The following is a 21,389-nucleotide window of genomic DNA, read 5'->3' as shown; positions in this document are numbered from 1 at the left end:
GCTTGCGCGACAGGGTTTGCAAAGTTAGCCTGCAGATTCAGTAAAGCTGCAAAGAAACGCCATGGCCACTCAGAAACTATACGCTGGCGCCAAGCTGCGCGAAATGCGCACACGCCTGACCCTCACGCAGAAGGATTTCGCCGCAAAACTGGGCGTTTCACTGCCCTATTTGAACCAGATGGAGAATAACAACCGGCCGATTTCGACGACCGTTGTTCTGGCACTAGCGCAAGAGTTTGGTATGGATGTGACCGAACTCAGCACAGGGGATAGCGAACGATTGGTTTCGGATATGCGCGAAGCACTGGCCGATCCGGTGTTCGCCGAAACGGCGCCCCCTCTGGCTGATCTCAGGCTCACCGCTTCAAATGCGCCCGCGCTTGCACGCGCGTTCATCGAGTTACACCGCGCCTATCGCCAGACCCATGAACGCCTCGCCTCGCTCGACGAGGCATTGGGCCGCGAGGATGCCCGTATTCAGGCCAGCCCATGGGAAGAGGTGCGCGATTTCTTTCACTACTGCGACAATTATATTGACGCCGTTGACCGCGCCGCCGAACGCTTCGCCAGCCGTGCCGATGAAACCAGCGATATTCGGCAAGTCGCCCTGAACAGCCTGTCAGAACGCGGCATTCACGTCACTTTCGCCGACACAGAAACCTTACGCAGCTACAATGCTGGTGACAAAACCCTGCGCCTTTCCTCGCGCGCCGCACCACAAACGCAGGTCTTCCAACTGCTGCTGCAGGTGGCGTTGATCAGTCAGGATAAGCTGCTTGAAGCAACGCTAGATTTCGCCCGTTTCCAAAGCGATGAGGCCCGAGCCATCGCCAAGATTGGCCTCGCCAACTATTTTGCCGGGGCTTCGCTGATGCCTTACGGCGCTTTCCTATCCGCAGCGCAGGACTATCGGCACGATTTGGAGCTGCTCAGCAACCGGTTCGGGGCGTCGATTGAACAGGTGGCGCACCGCCTGTCCACGCTACAGCGCCCCGGTGCAAAAGGAATTCCCTTCTTCTTCGTCCGCGTGGATCAGGCGGGCACAATCACTAAACGACATTCAGCCACGCGGCTTCAATTCGCCCGCTTCGGCGGTGCCTGCCCACTCTGGAATGTCCACCGGGCATTTGAGACCCCGGGTCATTTCCTGCAACAGCTAGCCGAGACACCGGATGGCGTCCGCTATATCTCATTGGCTCGTGATGTTTCAAAATCCGGAGGCTCGTTCGGTGCTCCTGTCCGCCGCTATGCCATCGCCCTGGGATGTGAGGTTCGTCATGCCGAAGCATTGGTCTACGCCGATAATCTCGACATAAACAATGCGAGCGCCTACGAGCCCATCGGCATATCCTGTCGCATATGCGAGCGCCAAACCTGCCACCAAAGATCAGTCCCACCGTTAGAGCGCCGCCTGACCATCGACGCCCATAGCCGCGGCACCCTGCCTTATGAGGTCACCTGATCTTCGCCTGGCCATATATATCCTGCGAGACCGGGGGCAGAGCCCCCGCTTAATACTCAACTTTTTGACAAGATCGCCCAGATCTCGTCCTTAAGCGCCGCGCGTTTCTTGCGCAAATCAACCTCGGCCAATTCCTCCATCGGCTCAACATTGGTTTCAGCCCGATGCACGGTGCGGTTGACCTCATGATACTCATCCGCAAGTCGGGCAAAATGCGCATCCGTTTGCTTGAGCTGGCTCATCACTTCGAGCTTGTCGGGGAACTCTTCAGCCAGTTCATGCGGGGTATGAGACATCCAGTTGGCTCCTTGTTTCAGCGTTACATCCTAAGGCTAAACATGACTGTCGCACTCCGCTTTGACGCCGATCAAATTCTGAGCGCAATCAACCAGCTTTCAAGATAAATGCACGCCGTGGGTTTTGGATGTGTCAGCGCTGTGCCGTTGCCCATCTCGGACTTATCCAGGGCTGGTCGTTCGCTTTGGGCAGAGGGTCTTTCTGCAGCAAATGGTCCGACATCTTTTCACCCACCATGATCGACGGCGCGTTCAGATTGCCATTGGTGATTTGCGGGAAAATCGAGCTATCGGCGACGCGCAATCCATCCACCCCAATCACACGCCCTTGCGGGTCGACAACGGCATCCTTGTCATCAGCGCGGCCCATGCGGCAAGTCCCGCAAGGGTGATAGGCGCTTTCGGCATGCTCGGCGATAAAGGCATCTAGCTCTTCGTCCGACTGAACCTCCGCCCCCGGTTGGATCTCTTTACCGGCAAAGGGTTTGAACGCCTGCTGTCCAAATATCTCTCGGGTCAAGCGAATGCAGGTTCTGAAGTCTTCCCAATCCGCGTCATGGCTCATGTAGTTGAACCGGATCACCGGCGCGTCCTCGGCTTTGGCGGATCGCAGAGTCACAGCGCCGCGCGAGGGCGACCGCATTGGCCCCACATGCGCCTGAAATCCGTGCCCTTCGGCTGCCGCCTGCCCGTCATAGCGAACCGCCATCGGCAGAAAATGATATTGTATGTCAGGATATTCCACACCCGGTTTCGAACGCACAAAGGCGGCGCTTTCAAACTGGTTCGATGCGCCAAGGCCTGTTTTGGTAAACAGCCATTGCGCTCCGATCATTCCTTTGCTGATCAGGTTCCAATGCTTGTAAAGCGTGATCGGCTGGATCGAGGCCTGCTGAATATAAAGCTCTAGGTGATCCTGCAGATTGGCGCCGACGCCAGGGCGGTCGGCGACCACTTTGATACCGTGCTCAGCCAGGTGCACCGCAGGTCCAACCCCCGAAAGCATCAGCAGTTTAGGCGAATTGATCGACGAAGCTGCCAACACAACCTCACGCCGTGCCGTGATCACTTCCCGTTTGCCACCCCGGATCAATTCGACCCCGGATGCGCGCCCGGATTCAATAATCACGCGCGCCGCAAGACCCCGGATGATTTCGCAGTTTTGCCGCTTGAGCGCTGGCCTAAGGTACGCATTCGCCGCCGACCAGCGCCGTCCTTTCCAGACGGTCTGCTCCATCGGCCCAAAACCTTCTTGTTTCTCACCGTTATAGTCGCCAGTGACCTCATATCCAGCCTGCTGACCTGCATCGACGAACGCCTTAAACAGCGGATTTTCACGAGGCCCTCGCGACACGTGCAGAGGTCCATCCGTGCCTCTCCAGGTGTGATCACCGCCATGGCCACCATCATGCCAGGTTTCCATGCGTTTGTAGTACGGCAGCACATCTGCGTAAGACCATCCATCTGCGCCCATCTCGGCCCAGGTGTCAAAATCTCGCGCGTGACCGCGCACATAGACCATGCCATTGATCGAAGAAGACCCTCCGATCACCTTGCCTCTGGGGCAAGCAAGTTGACGATTGTTCAGATGCGGTTCGGGCTCGGATTTGTAGCCCCAGTCATATCGCGACATATTCATCGGATAGCTTAGGGCGGCAGGCATTTGGATGAAGGGTCCAGCGTCAGTGCCGCCATGCTCGATCACCAGAACCGAGGCTCCGGCCTCACTTAGACGGTAAGCCATCGCGCAACCAGCAGAACCGGCGCCAACAATGACAAAATCTGCTTCCATATTCGTGTCTCCGTTCACCTTCGGGGCAAGATTTTTCGACGAAAAATCTCCGCACTTCCGACGGGTGCAATTTCAAAAATGTAAAGGATTACTCGCCACGCGGATAACGCTGGCTATCCTCGACATCGTTCAGGTCCATATGATTGCGCATGTACCGTTCAGACGCTTTCTGAAGAGGCTGGTAATCCCAAGGATAATAGCCACCCTGACGTAATGCCTCGTAAACCACCCAGCGCCGGGCTTGGCTGGCCCTCACATCGGCATCAAAGCGATCCAAATCCCATCGCGCCTCGGATTTAGCACGCAGTGTTTGCAAGGTGCCTGCATGTTCGGGCAGGCCAGCGAGATTTTCCATCTCATGCGGATCAGCCTCGAGATCGAACAGTTGATCGGGGTCCAATGTACAGCGATTGTATTTCCACTTGCCATAACGCAAAGAGACTAAAGGAGCGTATGAGGCCTCGGCGGCATATTCCATTGCAACCGGCGCGGTTCGGTCTGTGCCCTTTGCCAAAGGCACAAGATCCTCACCATCCGTCCAAGGTGAGATTTCAGCCATATCGACGCCCGCCAACGTACCAAGCGTCGGTGTCACGTCGATCGTCGAAACTGGTGTATCGATGCGACCAACTGGAAGATCGGGGGCCGAAATCATGAGCGGCACGCGGGAAGAGCCTTCGAAGAAAGTCATCTTGAACCACAACCCGCGCTCACCCAGCATGTCGCCGTGGTCGGACACGAACAGTATGATCGCCTCTTGACGCGTCGTTTCCAGAACCTCCAGTATCTCACCGATCTTGTCATCCAGATATGAGATATTGGCGAAATAGGCGCGACGGGATTTGCGAATATCCTCGGTCGTTATGTCGAAGCTGCGCCAGTCATTGGCATCGAAAATACGTTTGGAATGCGGGTCCTGATTGTCATATCCCAGATCCGCGATCTGTGGCTCAAGATGCTCACAATCTTCATACAGATCCCAGTACTTGCGTCGCGCCACGTAAGGATCGTGTGGGTGCGTGAAGCTGACGGTCACACACCAGGGGCGATCATCCTTGCCGCGTGCAAGGTCATATAGCTTGGCCTTGGCGTTATAAGCGACCTCGTCATCATATTCCATCTGGTTGGAAATCTCGGCAATGCCTGCCCCAGTGACCGAGCCCATATTGTGATACCACCAGTCGATGCGCTCGCCGGGTTTACGATAATCCGGCGTCCAACCGAAATCTGCCGGGTAGATATCAGTAGTCAGACGATCTTCGAACCCGTGCAACTGGTCTGGGCCAACAAAGTGCATCTTGCCGGACAAGCAGGTGTAATATCCTGCACGACGAAGGTGGTGGGCATAGGTCGGGATATCGCTGCTGAACTCGGCGGCGTTGTCATAGACGCCAGTGCGCGATGGCAGTTGACCCGACATAAAGCTCGCACGTCCCGGAGCACAGAGCGGCGAAGCAGTGTATGCATTTGCGAAACGCGTTGATCTTGCCGCCAGCTTCTTCAGGTTCGGCGCATGCAACCATTCTGCAGGACCGTCGGGGAAGAGGGTCCCGTTGAGCTGATCCACCATCAGGATCAGAATATTCGGCTTTGTCATTTTTCGGCCTCTAGGAAAACTCTCAGTACCCGCAGCGCATGGGTGACTGCCCGCTGCGGCTCTTGTGGGGAATTCAGTGCAGAGTGGATGTACAACCCATCGATCAGCGCAATCATACCTTCGGCGGCCTCGCTCGGGTCACTCATATGTGGGCGCAACGCATGGATCAGGTTCGAGCGGATGCGTGCCTGATAGATTTGCCAGAGCCTCAGCGCATCATCGTTGGTTTGAGCCAAAACATAAAAAGTCATCCAAGCTGCGATAACATCCGGTGTGAAACATGATGGCGCGAAACAGGCGCGAATGATGGCCTGTGCGCGCTCTTCCGGATCTGCCGTGCTGAGTTGTGCGCGCGCTTCAGATCCAAAATCCGTCAGGATACGCCGCATCGCGGCTAGGAATATCTGTTCTTTGCCCCCAAAGTAATGATGCGCCAATGCACTGGACATACCTGCGCGTTTGGCGATCTGGCTAACGGTGACATCAAGGGATTTTTGCGCGCCAAGCTCGGCGATCGTCGCCTTGACGATCGCGTCCCGCCGGATCGGCTCCATTCCGAGTTTTGGCATCTTCGCCTCTTCGCCATACCTGAGTGCAAGGAAGGCTAAGCGGTTTTTATTGACTCGTCAATCAATAACGGTTCTTGGTTTCGCCGGTGGGGTCTCAGAACCTTGCGGCGGTGTGCCGCCACGGCTCAGCACGGCTTCACGCCAGGTGATGAAGCTGACGGCAGCCAGGATCAGAGTGCCTCCTGCAATTACCCAGATGTCGATGCGTTCATGGAAGGCCAAAGCGCCGAGCAAAGTGGCCCAGATCAGCTGCAGGAACGTCACCGGCTGGGTCACGGCCACCGGGGCAGCCTGCAATGCAAGCGTCATGAAATAGTGTCCCGCAGTCGCAAAGCTGGCGACGATGAAAAGTATACCAAGATCGCGCAGGCTGGGCGGCTCCCAAACCGCGACGGCGAAAGGGATAAGCGCGATGGTGACCCATATCGAAAGATGGGCAACAACGGCTGAGGGACGGATATCACGGACCATGACTTTGGCCAGCAGATAGGAACCACCAAGCGCTAGTGCAGCCCCCAGCATCGCTATGTGACCGGGCAATATCTCGCGAAAGCCCGGGCGCAGGATGATCACTACTCCTATCACAGCAACACCAATCGCGGCGATACGACGAAAAGCTAGCTTTTCACCCAAGAACAGTGCCGCACCCACCGTGACGTAGATAGGTGTCATGTAATTCATCGCGGTCACCTCGGCGAGGGGGATGCGCGTCATCGCAAAAAACCAAAGCATGACGGCGATGGCGTGGACCATTCCGCGTAGTCCAAACAGCGTTAGATTGCGCGGGGTCAATGGAGTTCCGAGGATCGCCCGGATTGCGGGCAAAAGAAACACCAGACCCAGGACATAGCGCAAGAATGCCGCTTGAATGGGGTTCATGCTGGTTCCCAGCACCTTCACCAGCGCATTCATGCCCACAAAGGACAGCCCGGCCGCAAGCATCCAAAACATGCCAACAAGCGGGCGGTGCTGATCATTAGGTGAGGTCATACAAACGGTTGAACACCGAATTCTGATCCGGGACAACCCTTCACATGATAACAAGTTTCAACGCGATCATAAGCATCACGATTCCGATGATAAAATCAAGAATCTGCCATGCGCGCGGGCGGGCAAAAATCGGTGAAAGCACTCTGGCACCGTAGCCGAGCGAAAAGAAGAAAACGAAACTCGAAGTCATCGCCCCTATCGCAAACCCCATGCGATCTGAATATTGGGCCGATATCGACCCGATCAATACGACCGTATCCAGATATACATGGGGGTTGAGCCAAGTGAAGGCCAGCACAGTTAGCATGGCCGCACGCAGGCTGGTGCGCTGCCCTGTTGCGGTATCCATCACCGCCCCACCTTGCCAGGCAGACCAAAAACTTCGTAGGGCGTACCAAATCAGAAACACTGCCCCACCATAGCGCATCACCGTTTCAAACCACGGCGCGGCCTGAGCCAGGGTGCCGAACCCTGCAACACCCGCCCCGATCAGTATCGCGTCAGACACTGCGCAGGTCAGGCACAGTGCAAAGACGTGCTCGCGCCGCAGGCCTTGGCGCAGAACAAAGGCGTTCTGAGCGCCTATCGCCAATATAAGGCTAAAACTCAGGGCAAACCCGGCAATCATTGATGGGAACATGCAGCCTCCTGTCGATGTTCGTTGACTACATGGCCGGTGTGAATCTATCAAATTAATGATGATTACCCAGATTAAGTAACTCTAATGCTCCTCGATCCTCATCAGCTATCAGCATTGGCGGCGATCTTGCGACACGGCAGCTTTGAGGCCGCAGCCGCAGAGCTATCCGTCACCCCGTCGGCTATTTCGCAGAGGATCAAAGCGTTGGAGGATCGTGTTGGTGCGGCCCTCATTCATCGCGGCACCCCATGCACCGGCACTCCGGCGGGTCTGCGGATCGCCCGTCATGCCGAAGATATCGGCCTGTTGGAGGCAAAGTTGGCGCGAGAGCTGACTTTGGATCAGCGTGAAGGTCCGGTACGGGTTCGCGTCGCGCTACCGGCTGACAGTCTGGCCACATGGTTTATCGACGCGATGGCGCGCGCCGAAGACATACTGTTCGACCTTGTAATTGACGATCAGGACCATTCGGCTGACTGGCTGCGGCGTGGCGACGTAAGTGCGGCGATAACGGTGGGTGGTCAGAACATTACCGGATGCGATGCCATCGCGTTGGGCACTTTGCGCTATTTGCCGACCGCGAGCCCTGGCTTCATGCAGCGGTGGTTTTCTGATGGGGTTTCCGCCAATTCCCTGGCACAGGCCCCCTGCTTGACCTTCAACCGTAAAGATAATCTGCAGAAATCCTGGATATATGCCCAGACAGGCAGCCGTCTTTCGCCACCGTCTCACTTTCTGCCGTCCACAAACGCCTTTGTTGACGCGGCAATCGCCGGTTTAGGATGGGGTATGAACCCCGAAAGCCTTGTAAGAAGAGCGATCGCAAACGGGCAGATTTGTGAAGTAATCCCCGATGCGCCGCTCGATATCGAACTGACCTGGCAGATCGGGCGTGTCCTTGGCCCTGCCCTTGCACCCTTGACCCAAGCGGTACGTCGCGCGGCAACGCAGCAACTGATCGCACCGGCGGCAGATTAGGCCTGCGTCTCTGAAGCCTTTTGCGGTTTCGCGATGCGGTAACAGCTAAATGCCGCCCAGATGCTTGCCAGCACGATAAACACGATGGCAGCGGCAACCTCGTGCATATGTGCAACCGCAGCCAAAATTGCAGACAGTGCAACGGCAGCGAGTCTGCAGATGGATTTGATGGCTGCTGCGCCCTGAATACGTTGTTCCTTGGGCGCAACATCTAAAAAATACAGCTGGCGCGCACTGGAAATTCCAGTTGTCGCCACCGAGACGACAAACAGGGCAATGGCGTGCAAGTGAACTTCGTGATCGATACCGGCATAGTGGAACGCCAACAAAACGATCCCTGTCACTGCGACCAACAAGTTGCCCGCGACCATCACGGTACGGTGTGATTTCATGTTCACCAATTGCCACAAGGGCGCCGAGACCAGATAGCCGGACGCGGATGAGATGATCATGGCCGTCAAACCCTTGGCCGAGTTGTGATGTGCCTCGGCAGCGATGAGCGCAAAAAACGGAACCGACAGCGACACGACAACCAAAGGAAGCCGCAGAGCCATATAGCGCCGGAACCATGGCTGTTCGAACATACTTACGATGCCGGAGATGATGTTCTGCAGCGATTGACGCCCTGCACCTTTGGGTTTTCCATTACAGGACTCATCGGGGGCGATCTCGGCCATGCCGAGAATGCATAATGCTGAAAACAAGAAAAACACGACCGAGGCCGCAATCACCGCGGAATGCCGCGAGAATGGCGGGTACTCTTTCGTGATCTCGTGTATCAGCAACACCAAGCCGATGGCACAAAGACCTCCCGCGCCCAATTGGAGATAACGGATAACCATCCGGGATCTCGATTTCAGATGATCGCCCAACAAGTCAGACAGCATCAGGGATTGGCTTTCTTCAATAAGCCCAATCATGAAAAAGGCGATCACAAAGGCAATGGCCGTTAATGAAACACTGCCGGTGGCCGCGATCAAAAGGGCCATCAGAAGGCAACCGCCAATTCCGATCTCGGTCAGGGCAATACCGCGTTTCTTCCGCGCCTGCGCAGCAATGGAGCGGGCGAAAAACACGTCCGAGATCATGCTGCCAACCATGCGGATCGACACCAATGCACCGGCAAGGAACATCGGTAACTCCAGCGAGACCGCAAGGAATGGCAATACGATAGACGGGCTGCCCAAAGTCCACGCCACCTGGGAAAGGATACTTTGGCTAGCCAGAACCGGGACATTTCGTCGGGCCGGATCAGTCGATTTACTCGCCATTTGCGATGCTCTGCATGATGTGCCTACGGTTGCCTTTCAGGTCCTTCAGCCTCAATGATCTGAGTTTAATCGCAAGAGGCTTCAGGACCAAGGCTTGTGTAAGACGCGCAACTGCAACAGAAAAACCCGGCCGCTGGGCCGGGTTTGGTTCATCTGGCGTTTGTCCGGTACATCAGAGCTGCGCCATAACCTCGTCGGTCGCTTCGAAGTTAGTGGTCACGCGCTGAACGTCGTCGTCGTCTTCCAATGCATCCACCAACTTCATCAGCTTTTGCATGTCTTCCAGACCCAACTCGGTCGTCGTTGTCGGCTTCCAGACCAGCTTGGTGGATTCGGATTCGCCCAGCGCCTCTTCCAGCGCGTTCGACACATCGTTCAGGTCCGTATCTGCACACCAGATGATGTGACCGTCATCCGAGCTTTCGACATCCTCTGCCCCGGCCTCGATCGCGGCTTCGAAAATCGTATCCGCATCGCCTGCGTGTGCCTGATACACAACTTCGCCCTTGCGGTCGAACATGAACCCGACCGAGCCGGTTTCACCCAAGTTTCCACCATTCTTCGAAAAGGTCGAACGAACAGTCGAGGCGGTACGGTTGCGATTATCGGTCATCGTTTCAACAATCACGGCCACACCGTTGGGACCATAGCCCTCATACCGGATTTCTTCGTATTCATCGCCCTCACCTGCTACGGACTTCTTGATCGCACGGTCGATCACGTCCTTGGGCACCGAATTCGACTTGGCCTCTTTCACCGCCAGACGCAGGCGCGGGTTCTTGTCGGGATCGGGGTCGCCCATCTTGGCGGCGACCGTGATCTCTTTCGACAGCTTGGAAAACAGTTTGGACCGCGCGGCGTCCTGACGTCCCTTGCGGTGTTGGATATTGGCCCATTTGGAATGGCCTGCCATGGTGCGTCCTCGTCATCGTGATTGCGTGTTTGGCGCTCATATAGACGTTTGCGGGGCAAAGGATCAAGAGAGCGGCTTGCCCTGTCTTCGCCCGTGACTATGGTGGCGGTATGACGACAGATCAGATCATTCTTTTTTCCCTTTTCATCGCCGTTTTCGGAATGCTGCTCTGGGGGCGGTTCCGCTATGACCTTGTAGCATTTACCGCCTTGATGATCGCGGTCACGCTGGGTGTGGTGCCCGTTGACAATGCCTTTGCCGGGTTTGGGCACCCGGCCACGATCATCGTGGCGTTGGTGCTGGTGGTTTCTGCCGGTCTGGTGCGCTCGGGTGCAGTGTTCATGATCACGCGCACGCTGGTCGACGCATCGCGCGGATTGGGCGTGCATATCGCCCTGATGGGCGGCATCGGGGCGATCCTGTCGGCCTTCATGAACAACGTCGCCGCGCTGGCGCTGCTGATGCCGGTCGATATCCAGACCGCGCGCAAAGCGGGGCGCCCGGTCGGCCTTAGCCTGATGCCGCTCAGCTTTGCGACGATCCTGGGAGGGATGGCCACGCTGATTGGTACGCCGCCAAATATCATCATCGCTTCAATCCGGGCCGAAACACTGGGCGAACCGTTTCACATGTTCGATTTCGCACCGGTGGGCGGGTTGGCTGCAATTGCGGGGCTGGCGTTCGTCGCGCTGATCGGCTGGCGCCTCATCCCCAATCGCGGCGCGCAGGAAGAAACCTCGGAAGTTTTGGCCGAATACATCGCCGAACTGACAATCCCGCCTGAATCGCCCCATATCGGGAAACGGGTCAGTGAGCTCTATGAGGCCGCCGAGAAATCTGACGTCGCTATCATCGGCCTGATCCGGGACGGAAAGCGACGCTATGGTCGATCAACCCACGCAACCCTGCATGAAGGCGATGCGCTTGTTCTGGAAGCACGCCCCGAAGCGCTGGATGAGTTCCGCGCCGCGCTCAATCTGGATTTCTCGGACGCCCGTCGGCAGGAGGTTTTGACTGCCGAAGGCGAAGGGCTGGAAGTGGTTGAAGTCGTTGTCCCCGAAAGCGCGCGCATCACTGGGCGAACTGCGCAGGCGTTAGGATTGGCCTGGCGACAGAGTACAGTCCTGATGGGCATTTCACGCCAAGGGCGCCGGATCACCAGTCAGGTTCGCAAAACCGAGGTCGAGCCCGGCGACATCTTATTGCTGCTGTGCCCGCGCGACCGAGCACCCGATGTCACCGAGTGGCTCGGCTGCCTGCCCTTGGCCGAGCGCGGCTTGAATGTAACCGCGAATGAGAAAGCCTGGCTTGCCATCGGCCTGTTTGCGGCTGCCGTGTTGGCGGCCAGTGTCGGGCTGATCTATCTGCCGATCGCACTGGGGTTCGTGGTCGTAGCCTATGTGCTGACTAAGATCATGCCGATTGCGGATATCTACAACCACATCGAATGGCCAGTGGTTGTATTGCTGGGGTCAATGATCCCATTGGGCAGCGCGCTTGAAACCTCGGGCGGAACCGAGTTGATCGCCAACGCCTTGGTTCAGCTGACCAACGGCCTGCCCGCCTGGGCAATCCTGACCGTACTGATGGTCGTGACGATGACCCTGTCCGATGTGTTGAACAACACAGCCACCGCCATTGTCGCGGCCCCTGTTGGCATTCAGATGGCGCGCACGCTTGAGGTGTCGCCAGATCCGTTTCTGATGACGGTGGCCGTTGCGGCGTCTGCCGCGTTTCTGACGCCCATTGGGCACAAGAACAATACGCTGGTGCTTGGTCCCGGAGGATACCGCTTTGGCGATTACTGGCGCATGGGGTTGCCGCTGGAAATCCTGATCATCGCGGTCTCGATCCCCGCGATCCTTGTGTTCTGGCCGCTTTGATGGCTAAAGGCTGCCTATGAAACGCTTTCTGATCCTGCAACTGCGCCCGGAAACCGATGCATCGGATGCCGAATATGCCTCGATACTGGACAAAACCGGGCTGAGCCCTGCGCAAACTCATCGCATCCGGCTGGATTGCGAAGACCTGCCCGAAGGGCTGGATGTCGTCGATTACGCTGGTGTCATCGTGGGTGGGGGTCCCGGCTGCGTCAGTGACGATCCGACCACCAAATCCGCGCTGGATGCAAAGATCGAAGGCGCGATCATGAGACTGATGCCCCAGATCACTGCGAAAGATCACCCGTTCATGGGCTGCTGCTATGGCTTGGGTATTCTCGCCGTACATTTGGGCGGAGATGTCAGCAAACGGCAATTTGGCGAACCGGTCGGACCGTCCGACTGCCGTCTGACAGAGGATGGCGCCCAAGACCCCTTGACCGCAGGCCTAAAGCCGAAATTCGAAGCGTTTGTGGGACATAAGGAAGCCGTACAGTTACTGCCGGATGGCTGCGTTCATCTGGTAGCGTCTGACCCCTGCCCGTTTCAGATGATCCGCTGGGGGCAGAATGTCTATGCCACCCAATTCCACCCCGAAGCGGACGCCAAAGATTTTGAGCAGCGGATTAACATCTACAAGGACCACGGCTATTTTCCGCCGGAGGATGCGCAAAGCTTGATCGATATGTGCCATGCCGCAGACGTTACGGAGCCGGGTGAAATCCTGCGCCGGTTTGCTCAACGCTACGGGTGACCCAACGGCGTTGTTGCCTGATCTACGACCCCTCGCATAGGCTGGCCCGAATGACTTTGGGAGGAGTTGTTCTTGGACCTGCTTATCAACGTTGGCCTGCCCATTTCGCTGGCTATTATCATGTTGTCACTGGGGATCGGGCTAGAAGCCGCCGATTTCCGCCGGGTTTTGGCGCGGGGGTACCCCTTCGCCATCGGCGCCATCAGTCAAGTTGTGCTGATACCAATGGCTGCCTTCGCGACGGTCACTCTGTTCGGATTGCCCGCTGAAATCGCCGTGGGTGTCATGCTTTTAAGCTTTTGCCCCGGTGGGGTCACCAGCAACATCCTCGCAAAGTTTGCCAAAGGTGATGTGGCGCTGTCGGTCAGCCTGACAGCGGTGATCAGCCTGCTGTCCATCGTGACCGTCCCCATTCTGGCCGCATGGTCCATAGATCATTTCATGGGCGAGGCCGCACCCAAAGTTTCGATCAGCGCATTAGCCACCGCGCTGTTCCTGATCACGACCCTACCAGTCGCCATTGGTGTCGCCATACGTCACTTTGCAAGGGGGTTCGCCATTCGGGTCGACGGCCCGCTTTCGACGCTCGCATCGATACTGTTCGTGCTGATCGTCGCGGCGGCACTGGCCGGAAACTGGCAGTTCTTCATCCAAAACCTCAGCTCGATTGGGGCAGCTCTGATCGCGTTGAACGTTGCGCTGTTGCTGATCGGTCTGGGGCTGGCGCGCATCGCCAAACTGACATGGAGTGAGGCGAAAACGATCTCGGTCGAGACTGGCATTCAGAATTCGGCGATGGGAATTACGCTGGCAGCTTTGATCACCGGCACCACGACCGGCTTCAGCCCACTTGCCGTTCCCGCCGCCGTTTATGGTATCACGATGTATGTGGTCGTAACCCCCTTCATCCTTTGGTTCCGCAGCCGCTGAAAGGACATTCGATGACCAATAACACCGCAGATGCGATCGTGATCGGAGGCGGCCTTGCGGGCCTCTCGGCGGCGGCCGAATTGGGCGACCGGGGCAAGCGGGTGATCGTGCTGGATCAGGAGCCTGAGCATTTTCTGGGTGGACAGGCGTTTTGGAGCCTCGGCGGCCTGTTCATGGTCGACACCCCCGAGCAACGTCGCATGGGCATCCGCGACAGCCACGATCTGGCGCTGCGCGACTGGATGGGCAGCGCGCAGTTTGACCGCGATGAAGACAACTGGCCCCGCAAATGGGCTGAAGCCTATGTCGAGTTCGCCGCAGGTGAAATGCGTCCGTGGCTGCATGAAATGGGGCTGCGCTGGTTTCCCGTCGTGGGCTGGGCCGAACGCGGCGGTTCTTATGCGGACGGACATGGCAACTCGGTCCCGCGCTTTCACATCACTTGGGGAACCGGCCCAGGTGTACTTGAGCATTTTATCCGCCGCGTCCGCGCGCATGTCGACGCCGGCTTGATCCAACTGAAGTTCCGTCACCAAGTCAGCCACATCATTATGCAAAATGGTTCTGCCAAAGGCGTGTCAGGGGAAGTCCTGGCCGATGACGGCATTCAAAGAGGTGGCAAGACCAACCGGGACGAAGTAGGCGAATTCGAAGTCTATGCCCCTTCGGTTATTGTCACCTCTGGTGGGATCGGTGGGAATTTTGAAATGGTGAGTCAGAACTGGCCCCGCGACCGGCTGGGTGAACCGCCCAAAGATATGGTGGCAGGCGTTCCGTTTCATGTCGATGGCCGCATGATCCCGATCAGCGAGAAAGCTGGCGGACATGTCATCAACGGCGACAGAATGTGGCATTACACCGAAGGGGTGCGCAATTGGGATCCGATCTGGCCCGCGCACGGTATACGTATTCTACCCGGCCCAAGTTCGATGTGGTTCGATGCGCGCGGCAATCGCCTGCAACCCCCTTGCCTGCCAGGGTTCGATACGCTGGGAACGCTGAAAGAGATCCTGAAAACCGGATATGAATACAGCTGGTTCGTTCTGACCCAGAAGATCATCAAAAAGGAATTTGCACTTTCGGGGTCCGAGCAGAACCCGGATTTCACTTCGGGCAGCTGGAAAGAGGTGATCCGTCAGCGCATCCTGTCTGGCACCAAGGCGACTGGGCCGGTCGAGGCGTTCAAGGAAAAGGGCGAGGATTTCGTCGTCGCCAACACGCTGACTGAATTGGTCAGCGGCATGAACCAATTAGGCGGGGGTCTGATAGACGAGACGCATCTGCGCACCCAGATCGAGGCACGGGATTCTCAGGTCGACAATCCGTTTTCCAAAGACGCCCAGATGATGGCCATCCTTGCGGCACGCAATTATCGGGGCGACAAGCTGATCCGGACGGCCAAACCGCACAAGTTCCTCGATCCATCAAACGGCCCGCTAATCGCGGTCAAGCTGCACGTACTGACCCGCAAGACACTGGGCGGGCTGCAGACCAATCTGGACAGTCAGATGATCGGCGCCAATGGACAAATCGTCCCTGGCTTGTTTGCAGCCGGAGAGGTCGCGGGCTTTGGCGGCGGCGGCTACCACGGGTACAACGCGCTAGAGGGCACGTTTCTGGGCGGTTGCATCTTCTCGGGTCGCAACGCAGGAAGGTCCCGCGCAGTGGCCTGATTACTGGGTGCGCACGAATTTCAGTATCGGCTCACCTGCAGCATCGAGCAAAACCATGCTGTCGCCGGCAACGGCATAGTTCGTCACGTTTTGCAGGGCAGCAAAGAACTGATCCTCGACCTCGTCCAGTTCTGGCGGGCACGCCATTAAAGTCGCGGCCATATTGTCTGGAAACTCAAGGCTGTTGCCGGTGATCTCGGCTTGCCCAGAAAACCGGTTGCAACCGCCCGTGCCACCGAACGCACCACCTTGAGCGAAGGAAAGCTGGGGCGGCCGTTTTGTGTCGAGCACGGTTCCACCGATACCGATGGCTGTCCACTCAGTCCCTTCCAGGGTCGCGGGGCTCTGAGCACCGGCCTGCACCAGCACAAGATCAGCCGAATTGCCTTCGCCGTTGGTCAGCACGGGATGGACCGTATCCGTCGTAAACAACAGCTCACCCCCGCGATAGATCGACCCGCGTACTGCATAGGTCATCCCCTCGCGGATCAGCGCGTCATCAAAAGTCAGTTCAAATTCCGAGGGCACTCCGTTCAACGCATAGCGTTGCGCCGCCAGCGTGACCGCTGCCGCATCGGCCCGAGAGATATCCTGCAATTCGACAAATAGCGTCGCATCCGGTGGCAGGGCGATCCGTTCACGGTAGGTTGCCGTGCCAGTGACTGTTCCTGCCGAGCTTTGGCTGCCCAGCAAGGCCAATACGATTGCTCCGGCCACAATGGCCTGCCCGAGTTTTGGAAAAGGCATGATCCCATCCTTTCACATTCATCTTAGGCAAAAAGATTGTGACGATATCGACATTTACAAGGCCCGAAACACCAGGTCGGCGAATCCGTGCCAGTGTCAGAGCGGCCAGATGAACGGAATAAGAAGTGACGCCAGCAGACCCACAGTCAGGTTCAGCGGCACACCAACTTTCAGAAAATCGGTGAATCTGTACCCACCCGGGCCATACACCATCATGTTGGTCTGATAGCCAATCGGCGTCGCAAAGGATGCCGATGCCGCCACCATCACCGCGACCACCAGCGGGCGCGGATCAATTCCTACAGCCTGAGCCAGAGAGATCGCGATCGGAGTGACCACCACCGCCACGGCGTTGTTCGAAACCAATTCGGTTAGCACCGAGGTCAACAGATATACGGCCCATATGATCAAGAAAGGTGGCAACATGCCAAGCGCCGGTGCGACCGCTTCGACAATCAGTGTAACCGCGCCCGATTTATCGAGCGCAGCCCCAATTGCGAGCATGGAGAAGATCAGGGCCAGCAATCGGCCTTCGACAAATGAGAACGCCTCATCCGCGTCGATACATCGGGTCAGCAAAACCACAGCAACGGCGATGATCGACAACAGCAAAATCGGTGCCACGCCCAACCCCGCCAGGGCGACGATCCCGACCAGCGCACCGATGGCTATGGGCGCATGGCTGCGGCGAAACGCTCGTGCCGAAGGTTGCGTAACATCGACCATATCCATATCGGCGGCCAGCTTCTGGATATCCGCAGGCGAGCCCTCTAACAGCAGCGTATCCCCGACACGCACGGTCAAAGCATCCAACTGACGCCCGATATTCTGGTTCCTGCGATGAACCGCCAGGACGTAGACACCATATCGGCGACGTAACCGCATCGCACCCAGCGTTCGACCGACCATGCGGCAGCCCGGCGTGATCAGAACCTCAACTGTCTTGGTCTCAACGGCTGAGACCTGATCCACGCGCTTGAGTTCCTTGTTGCTTTGAAGACTCAGCAATTCGGTCATCTCGGTGCGCAAAACTACCCTGTCGCCCACTTTCAGCGTCACCCCCTTGAGGTTCCGCCGCAGCGAGTCATCCCCCCGGATCACGTCGATCAGACGCACTCCGGGGCGCTTGAACAGCTGAACGCCGGTCACTTCGCGGTCGATCAGATTGCTGTCGGGGGGAATGACCGCCTCGGTAAAAAATTTCATCTTGGACCGGTCGCTGAGCATCTCGGCCATGCTGTCACGCTCGGGTAGCAGTCGTGGCGCAATGAAGCGCAGGTACACCATACCGTAGATCACCAGCGCAATGCCCAGCGGGGTAACCTCGAAGATTGAAAACGCCGTCATACCCTGTGCGCGGGCCACACCATCGACCAACAGGTTAGTCGAGGTGCCAATCAGCGTCAGCGTACCCCCAAGGATCGCCGCATAGCTGAGCGGGATCAACAATTTGGACGCCGAAACGTTCAGCGTGCGGGCGATCTGGATAAAGACCGGGATCATTACAACGACAACCGGTGTGTTCGACACCACCGCCGAAGCGACGACGACAAACGCCATCAATAACCCGATGGCAAACCGAGGGTTCACCTGCGCCTGCTTCTGCGCGAGCGAGGTGAACGCATCAAGCGCTCCGGTGCGCACCAAGGCACCCATGATGATGAACATCGCGCCGATGGTCCACGGCGCGGGATTCGAAAGGACTGCAAGCGCACTTTGATAGGGCAGGATACCGGTTGCCAGCATCAGGGCCGCCCCGCCGATTGCGACAACTTCGGTCGGATAGACCTCGCGCAGAAACATGATGAACATGCCCGCTACGATCATCAGCGCCAGAATTGCGCTGCCCATCTCTGTCAGTTGAAGGAATTGCATTCTTGGTATTCTGTCCGAACCCTGATCTGGCATACGCGCCTAATAGGTAGTTTCACGTATTGCGTGCGGCGGGGCAAGTCTGACGTGCTTTTCAGGGTGTAGACTGCTGCAACCGCCCGCCAACACGAATCATCTGCACGGATTTTGCGCTTCCATCGCGGTCATCGGTTTCGACAAAAACTCCGCTCAAGGTCGCCTCACCGGTCGCAGGCGTAAACCGCGCCTTGGGCATCCCGGTTATGAACCGGCGCATCGGTTCCTGCTTGTCCATTCCGATGACCGAGTCATAGTCGCCGCACATCCCGGCATCGGTCAGGTATCCTGTACCGCCCGGCAATACCTGCGCATCCGCGGTAGGCACATGCGTATGCGTCCCAACCACAAGGCTTGCGCGTTTGTCGCAATAATGGCCCATCGCCATTTTCTCGGACGTTGCCTCGCAATGCATGTCGACGATGATCGCCTGCGCCTGGCCGCCGCGTGGGTGCGATTTCAGGATCGGTTCAATGGCCGAAAAGGGATCGTCAAAGGGGCGTTTCATGAAGACCTGCCCTAACACCTGCACCACCAAAACCTTGCGACCGCCCGGCGCGGTGAACAGTCGATGCCCCCGCCCCGGTGCCCCTTTGGCATAATTCAACGGACGCACGATGCGAGGTTCTTTCTCAATAAACTGCAGCATGTCTTTCTGGTCGAAAGCATGATCGCCCAGGGTGATACAATCGGCCCCCGCGTCCAAAAGCAGCTTGGCGTGATCCCCGCTCAGCCCCATTCCGTTCGAGGCGTTCTCGCCGTTGACAACGACAAAATCCAGCCGCCATTCGTCACGCAGACGTGGCAAATGCTGTTGGATGGCGGCGCGACCCGAACGCCCCATGACGTCACCAAGAAACAAAATCCTCATGATTGCGGTCCTAGGGGCTGGAAGTGGCAATAACAAGGCAGAAGCAAACAATCACTCAGCCTGAAGGCTGCCAATGCAAAGGAAATCGCGATCGCGCATAGCGAGGGATAACTTAGAAAGTTAGCACCCGGCTTTCAGTAATCACCATATCGAGTGGTTGATCGGTCGGCTCCAGCGGCAGATGTTCGGCTTCCTGCGCATCAAAGGCAAATCCTATGGCAAGCGTCGGGCGCTTGGCGCGCAACCCTTCAAGCGTGCGATCATAGAAGCCGCCGCCATAGCCCAAGCGGCCACCCTTCGCATCAAACGCAACCAGTGGCACGATCAGGATTTCCGGGTCGAAATAGTCATCGATCTCGGGCACTTTCGCGCCGAAGGGTCCATCTTTCAGTATGCCCTCAGGCGTCCATCGAGAGAAGCGCAACGCCTGCCCTGCGGCCTGAATGACAGGCACGCCCACTGGACCATATGCAGAAGCCTCGGCCATTGCAGGCAGCGGGTCGATTTCGGTGCGGATCGGCATGTAGCCAGACATGGGAACAACGCGATGACCCGCCAGAACCTCGGACAAGCGCCCGGCCGCGCCCGGGATGCGCATATCAAACGCTACCTTGCGTCGCGCGAATGCCGCCTTGCGCGCTGCGGCTTTGATTTCGGTCAGATCGGTTGTCTCGGTCAAAGTAGCACCACGCTGGCAAGCCCCAGAAAGATGAAGAACCCCATGACATCCGTTGTCGTGGTCACAAAGGTTCCTGACGCCAGCGCCGGGTCAACACCCAGACGGTCCAGCACGACCGGTACTACCGTACCAGCAAAGCCCGCGATGATCATGTTCACGACCAGCGCAGATCCGATCACGACACCCAGCAGCGGGGAGTCGAACCACATCATCCCGACGGTTCCCAACACGATAGCGAAACACAGCCCGTTGAGCATTCCCACCAGTAGTTCTCGCCGGATCACGCGCCCTACGTTCGAGCCGGTCAAGTCGCGTGTTGCCAACGCCCGCACTGCAACGGTAAGTGATTGGGTCCCGGCATTGCCCCCCATCGAGGCGACGATCGGCATCAGGATCGCGAGCGCCACCAGTTGATCAATCGCGGCCTCAAACTGAGAAATCACCAGCGATCCGCAAATCGCGGTAACCAGATTGACACCAAGCCAAGGCAAGCGGCGCCTACTGGTTGCCGCTACACTATCGGACAGAGAGCTTTCGTCCGAGACGCCCGCAAGACGCAGCATATCCTCTTCGTATTCTTCGTCCAGGACCACCATCGCATCGTCGATGGTGATGACACCGACCAAACGACCATCGCCATCCACGACTGGAGCCGAAATCAGGTGATACTGATTGAACGCATAGGCCACGTCCTCTTCATCCTGTTCGACGGGGATGGTGTGGAATTCATCTTCGGCAATGTCCTGCAGCGGCACCTCGCGCCGGGTTGCCATCAACTTGCCCAGCGTGACCTGAGCAACCGGTTTCAATCGCGGGTCAACAAGTATGACGTGATAGAACTGTTCCGGCAAATCGTCGTTGGCACGCATGAAATCGATGGCCTGCCCCACGGTCCAGTGATCGGGCGCCATGACCACCTCGCGCTGCATAAGGCGGCCAGCAGAGTTTTCTGGATAAGATAGGGCTTGCTCTGCCGCGACGCGTTCGGAGTCTTCAAGCGCGCCCAGGATGGTTTCTTGCTGCGGCTCTTCAAGGTCTTCCAGAAGGTCAACAACGTCATCACTTTCCATATCCCGAACGGCTTCGGCCAGAACGTCCGGTTTCAGGACATTGATTACTTCTTCCCGAACTGACTCGTCGAGCTCCGACAGGATATCCCCGTCGAACTCCTTGTCATACAGCCGGATCAGGCGCGCACGGTCGTAAGGATTGATCTGTTCCAGAAGGTCAGCGATATCGGCCGCGTGTAGCGGCTCCATCAGCTCAATCAGCTTGGCACGATCTTCGACATCAACCGCATAAAGGATGGCCGCAACGGTTCGCGGGTCCAGCGCATAGGCATCCTCATCGCGGGGCTGATCGGGTCTGGCTTCGTCGTTGCCTGTCGTCATGCGCTGCCCCTCTTTCTTGTCGATTGCCCCTAGATAGAAGAAGCAGCT

19 protein-coding genes are annotated in these 21,389 nt (G+C 57.5%); 6 read left to right on the top strand and 13 right to left on the bottom strand.

The genetic code is table 11. The annotated features are described in order from the left end of the window. Positions 1–61: 61 nt before the first annotated feature. A complete protein-coding gene (locus ACR0NE_RS10160; RefSeq protein ID WP_170392156.1) occupies positions 62–1,462 on the top strand; it encodes a helix-turn-helix transcriptional regulator in 1,401 nt (466 codons plus the stop codon). Positions 1,463–1,518: 56 nt separating this feature from the next. Here the strand turns inward: ACR0NE_RS10160 and ACR0NE_RS10155 are convergent, their stop codons facing one another. The 6 genes from ACR0NE_RS10155 to ACR0NE_RS10130 form a co-directional block, all read right to left on the bottom strand. Beyond that, positions 1,519–1,758 carry an HP1242/YdcH family protein gene (locus tag ACR0NE_RS10155; RefSeq protein WP_170392158.1) on the bottom strand — a complete coding sequence of 80 codons (240 nt, stop codon included), beginning with the start codon at positions 1,756–1,758 and terminating at the stop codon, positions 1,519–1,521. A 133-nt stretch (positions 1,759–1,891) separates the two neighbouring features. Then, positions 1,892–3,550 (bottom strand): choline dehydrogenase, encoded by a 1,659-nt coding sequence (gene betA / locus ACR0NE_RS10150; RefSeq protein WP_170594690.1) that lies wholly within the window; start codon positions 3,548–3,550, stop codon positions 1,892–1,894. A gap of 88 nt (positions 3,551–3,638) precedes the next feature. Next, positions 3,639–5,147 carry a choline-sulfatase gene (gene betC / locus ACR0NE_RS10145; protein WP_170594688.1) on the bottom strand — a complete coding sequence of 503 codons (1,509 nt, stop codon included), beginning with the start codon at positions 5,145–5,147 and terminating at the stop codon, positions 3,639–3,641. After that, positions 5,144–5,716 carry a choline-binding transcriptional repressor BetI gene (betI, locus tag ACR0NE_RS10140; protein ID WP_170392164.1) on the bottom strand — a complete coding sequence of 191 codons (573 nt, stop codon included), beginning with the start codon at positions 5,714–5,716 and terminating at the stop codon, positions 5,144–5,146. Before betI ends, betC begins: the two co-directional genes overlap by 4 nt. A gap of 57 nt (positions 5,717–5,773) precedes the next feature. Further along, positions 5,774–6,706, bottom strand: coding sequence for a DMT family transporter (locus tag ACR0NE_RS10135; RefSeq protein WP_170392166.1), 933 nt, complete (start codon positions 6,704–6,706; stop codon positions 5,774–5,776). 40 nt (positions 6,707–6,746) lie between these two features. Beyond that, positions 6,747–7,346 carry a LysE/ArgO family amino acid transporter gene (locus ACR0NE_RS10130; RefSeq protein WP_170512381.1) on the bottom strand — a complete coding sequence of 200 codons (600 nt, stop codon included), beginning with the start codon at positions 7,344–7,346 and terminating at the stop codon, positions 6,747–6,749. A gap of 84 nt (positions 7,347–7,430) precedes the next feature. Between ACR0NE_RS10130 and ACR0NE_RS10125 the strand changes: the two genes are divergently transcribed. After that, positions 7,431–8,324, top strand: coding sequence for a LysR family transcriptional regulator ArgP (locus ACR0NE_RS10125; RefSeq protein WP_170594686.1), 894 nt, complete (start codon positions 7,431–7,433; stop codon positions 8,322–8,324). Here the strand turns inward: ACR0NE_RS10125 and ACR0NE_RS10120 are convergent. Together ACR0NE_RS10120 and ACR0NE_RS10115 are read right to left on the bottom strand one after the other, a co-directional pair. Continuing rightward, entirely contained in the window at positions 8,321–9,595 is a 1,275-nt protein-coding gene (locus ACR0NE_RS10120) for an MFS transporter (RefSeq protein ID WP_170594684.1), read from the bottom strand. The two genes, ACR0NE_RS10125 and ACR0NE_RS10120, sit on opposite strands and share 4 nt — an antisense overlap. A 172-nt stretch (positions 9,596–9,767) precedes the next feature. Continuing rightward, a complete protein-coding gene (locus tag ACR0NE_RS10115; protein WP_170594682.1) occupies positions 9,768–10,508 on the bottom strand; it encodes a YebC/PmpR family DNA-binding transcriptional regulator in 741 nt (246 codons plus the stop codon). Positions 10,509–10,618: 110 nt separating this feature from the next. Between ACR0NE_RS10115 and ACR0NE_RS10110 the strand changes: the two genes are divergently transcribed. From ACR0NE_RS10110 to ACR0NE_RS10095, 4 genes are all read left to right on the top strand, one after another. Further along, the gene (locus ACR0NE_RS10110; protein ID WP_170594680.1) at positions 10,619–12,391 is read left to right on the top strand and encodes an SLC13 family permease; all 1,773 of its coding nucleotides are present in this window, start codon (positions 10,619–10,621) and stop codon (positions 12,389–12,391) included. A gap of 16 nt (positions 12,392–12,407) precedes the next feature. Continuing rightward, the gene (locus ACR0NE_RS10105) at positions 12,408–13,142 is read left to right on the top strand and encodes a glutamine amidotransferase (protein WP_170594678.1); all 735 of its coding nucleotides are present in this window, start codon (positions 12,408–12,410) and stop codon (positions 13,140–13,142) included. A 72-nt stretch (positions 13,143–13,214) separates the two neighbouring features. After that, positions 13,215–14,072, top strand: a complete 858-nt coding sequence (locus ACR0NE_RS10100) for a bile acid:sodium symporter family protein (protein WP_170594676.1) — start codon at positions 13,215–13,217, stop codon at positions 14,070–14,072. An 11-nt stretch (positions 14,073–14,083) separates the two neighbouring features. Then, positions 14,084–15,745, top strand: a complete 1,662-nt coding sequence (locus ACR0NE_RS10095; RefSeq protein WP_170594673.1) for an FAD-binding dehydrogenase — start codon at positions 14,084–14,086, stop codon at positions 15,743–15,745. Here the strand turns inward: ACR0NE_RS10095 and ACR0NE_RS10090 are convergent, their stop codons facing one another. The 5 genes from ACR0NE_RS10090 to mgtE form a co-directional block, all read right to left on the bottom strand. Next, a complete protein-coding gene (locus tag ACR0NE_RS10090; RefSeq protein ID WP_170401560.1) occupies positions 15,746–16,492 on the bottom strand; it encodes a YbaY family lipoprotein in 747 nt (248 codons plus the stop codon). 96 nt (positions 16,493–16,588) lie between these two features. After that, positions 16,589–18,367 carry an SLC13 family permease gene (locus tag ACR0NE_RS10085; protein ID WP_170392185.1) on the bottom strand — a complete coding sequence of 593 codons (1,779 nt, stop codon included), beginning with the start codon at positions 18,365–18,367 and terminating at the stop codon, positions 16,589–16,591. Between the two features lie 91 nt (positions 18,368–18,458). Next, positions 18,459–19,271, bottom strand: a complete 813-nt coding sequence (locus tag ACR0NE_RS10080) for a TIGR00282 family metallophosphoesterase (RefSeq protein ID WP_170594671.1) — start codon at positions 19,269–19,271, stop codon at positions 18,459–18,461. A gap of 112 nt (positions 19,272–19,383) precedes the next feature. Then, the gene (locus ACR0NE_RS10075; protein ID WP_170594669.1) at positions 19,384–19,950 is read right to left on the bottom strand and encodes a 5-formyltetrahydrofolate cyclo-ligase; all 567 of its coding nucleotides are present in this window, start codon (positions 19,948–19,950) and stop codon (positions 19,384–19,386) included. After that, positions 19,947–21,341, bottom strand: a complete 1,395-nt coding sequence (gene mgtE / locus ACR0NE_RS10070) for a magnesium transporter (RefSeq protein ID WP_170563935.1) — start codon at positions 21,339–21,341, stop codon at positions 19,947–19,949. The genes ACR0NE_RS10075 and mgtE overlap by 4 nt, the downstream gene beginning before the upstream one ends. Between the last annotated feature and the right edge of the window lie 48 nt (positions 21,342–21,389).

It is taken from the genome of Ruegeria sp. C9 (assembly GCF_056537585.1).
Note: the sequence above shows the minus strand (reverse complement) of the source record. Positions and strands in the feature narration are given on the sequence as shown.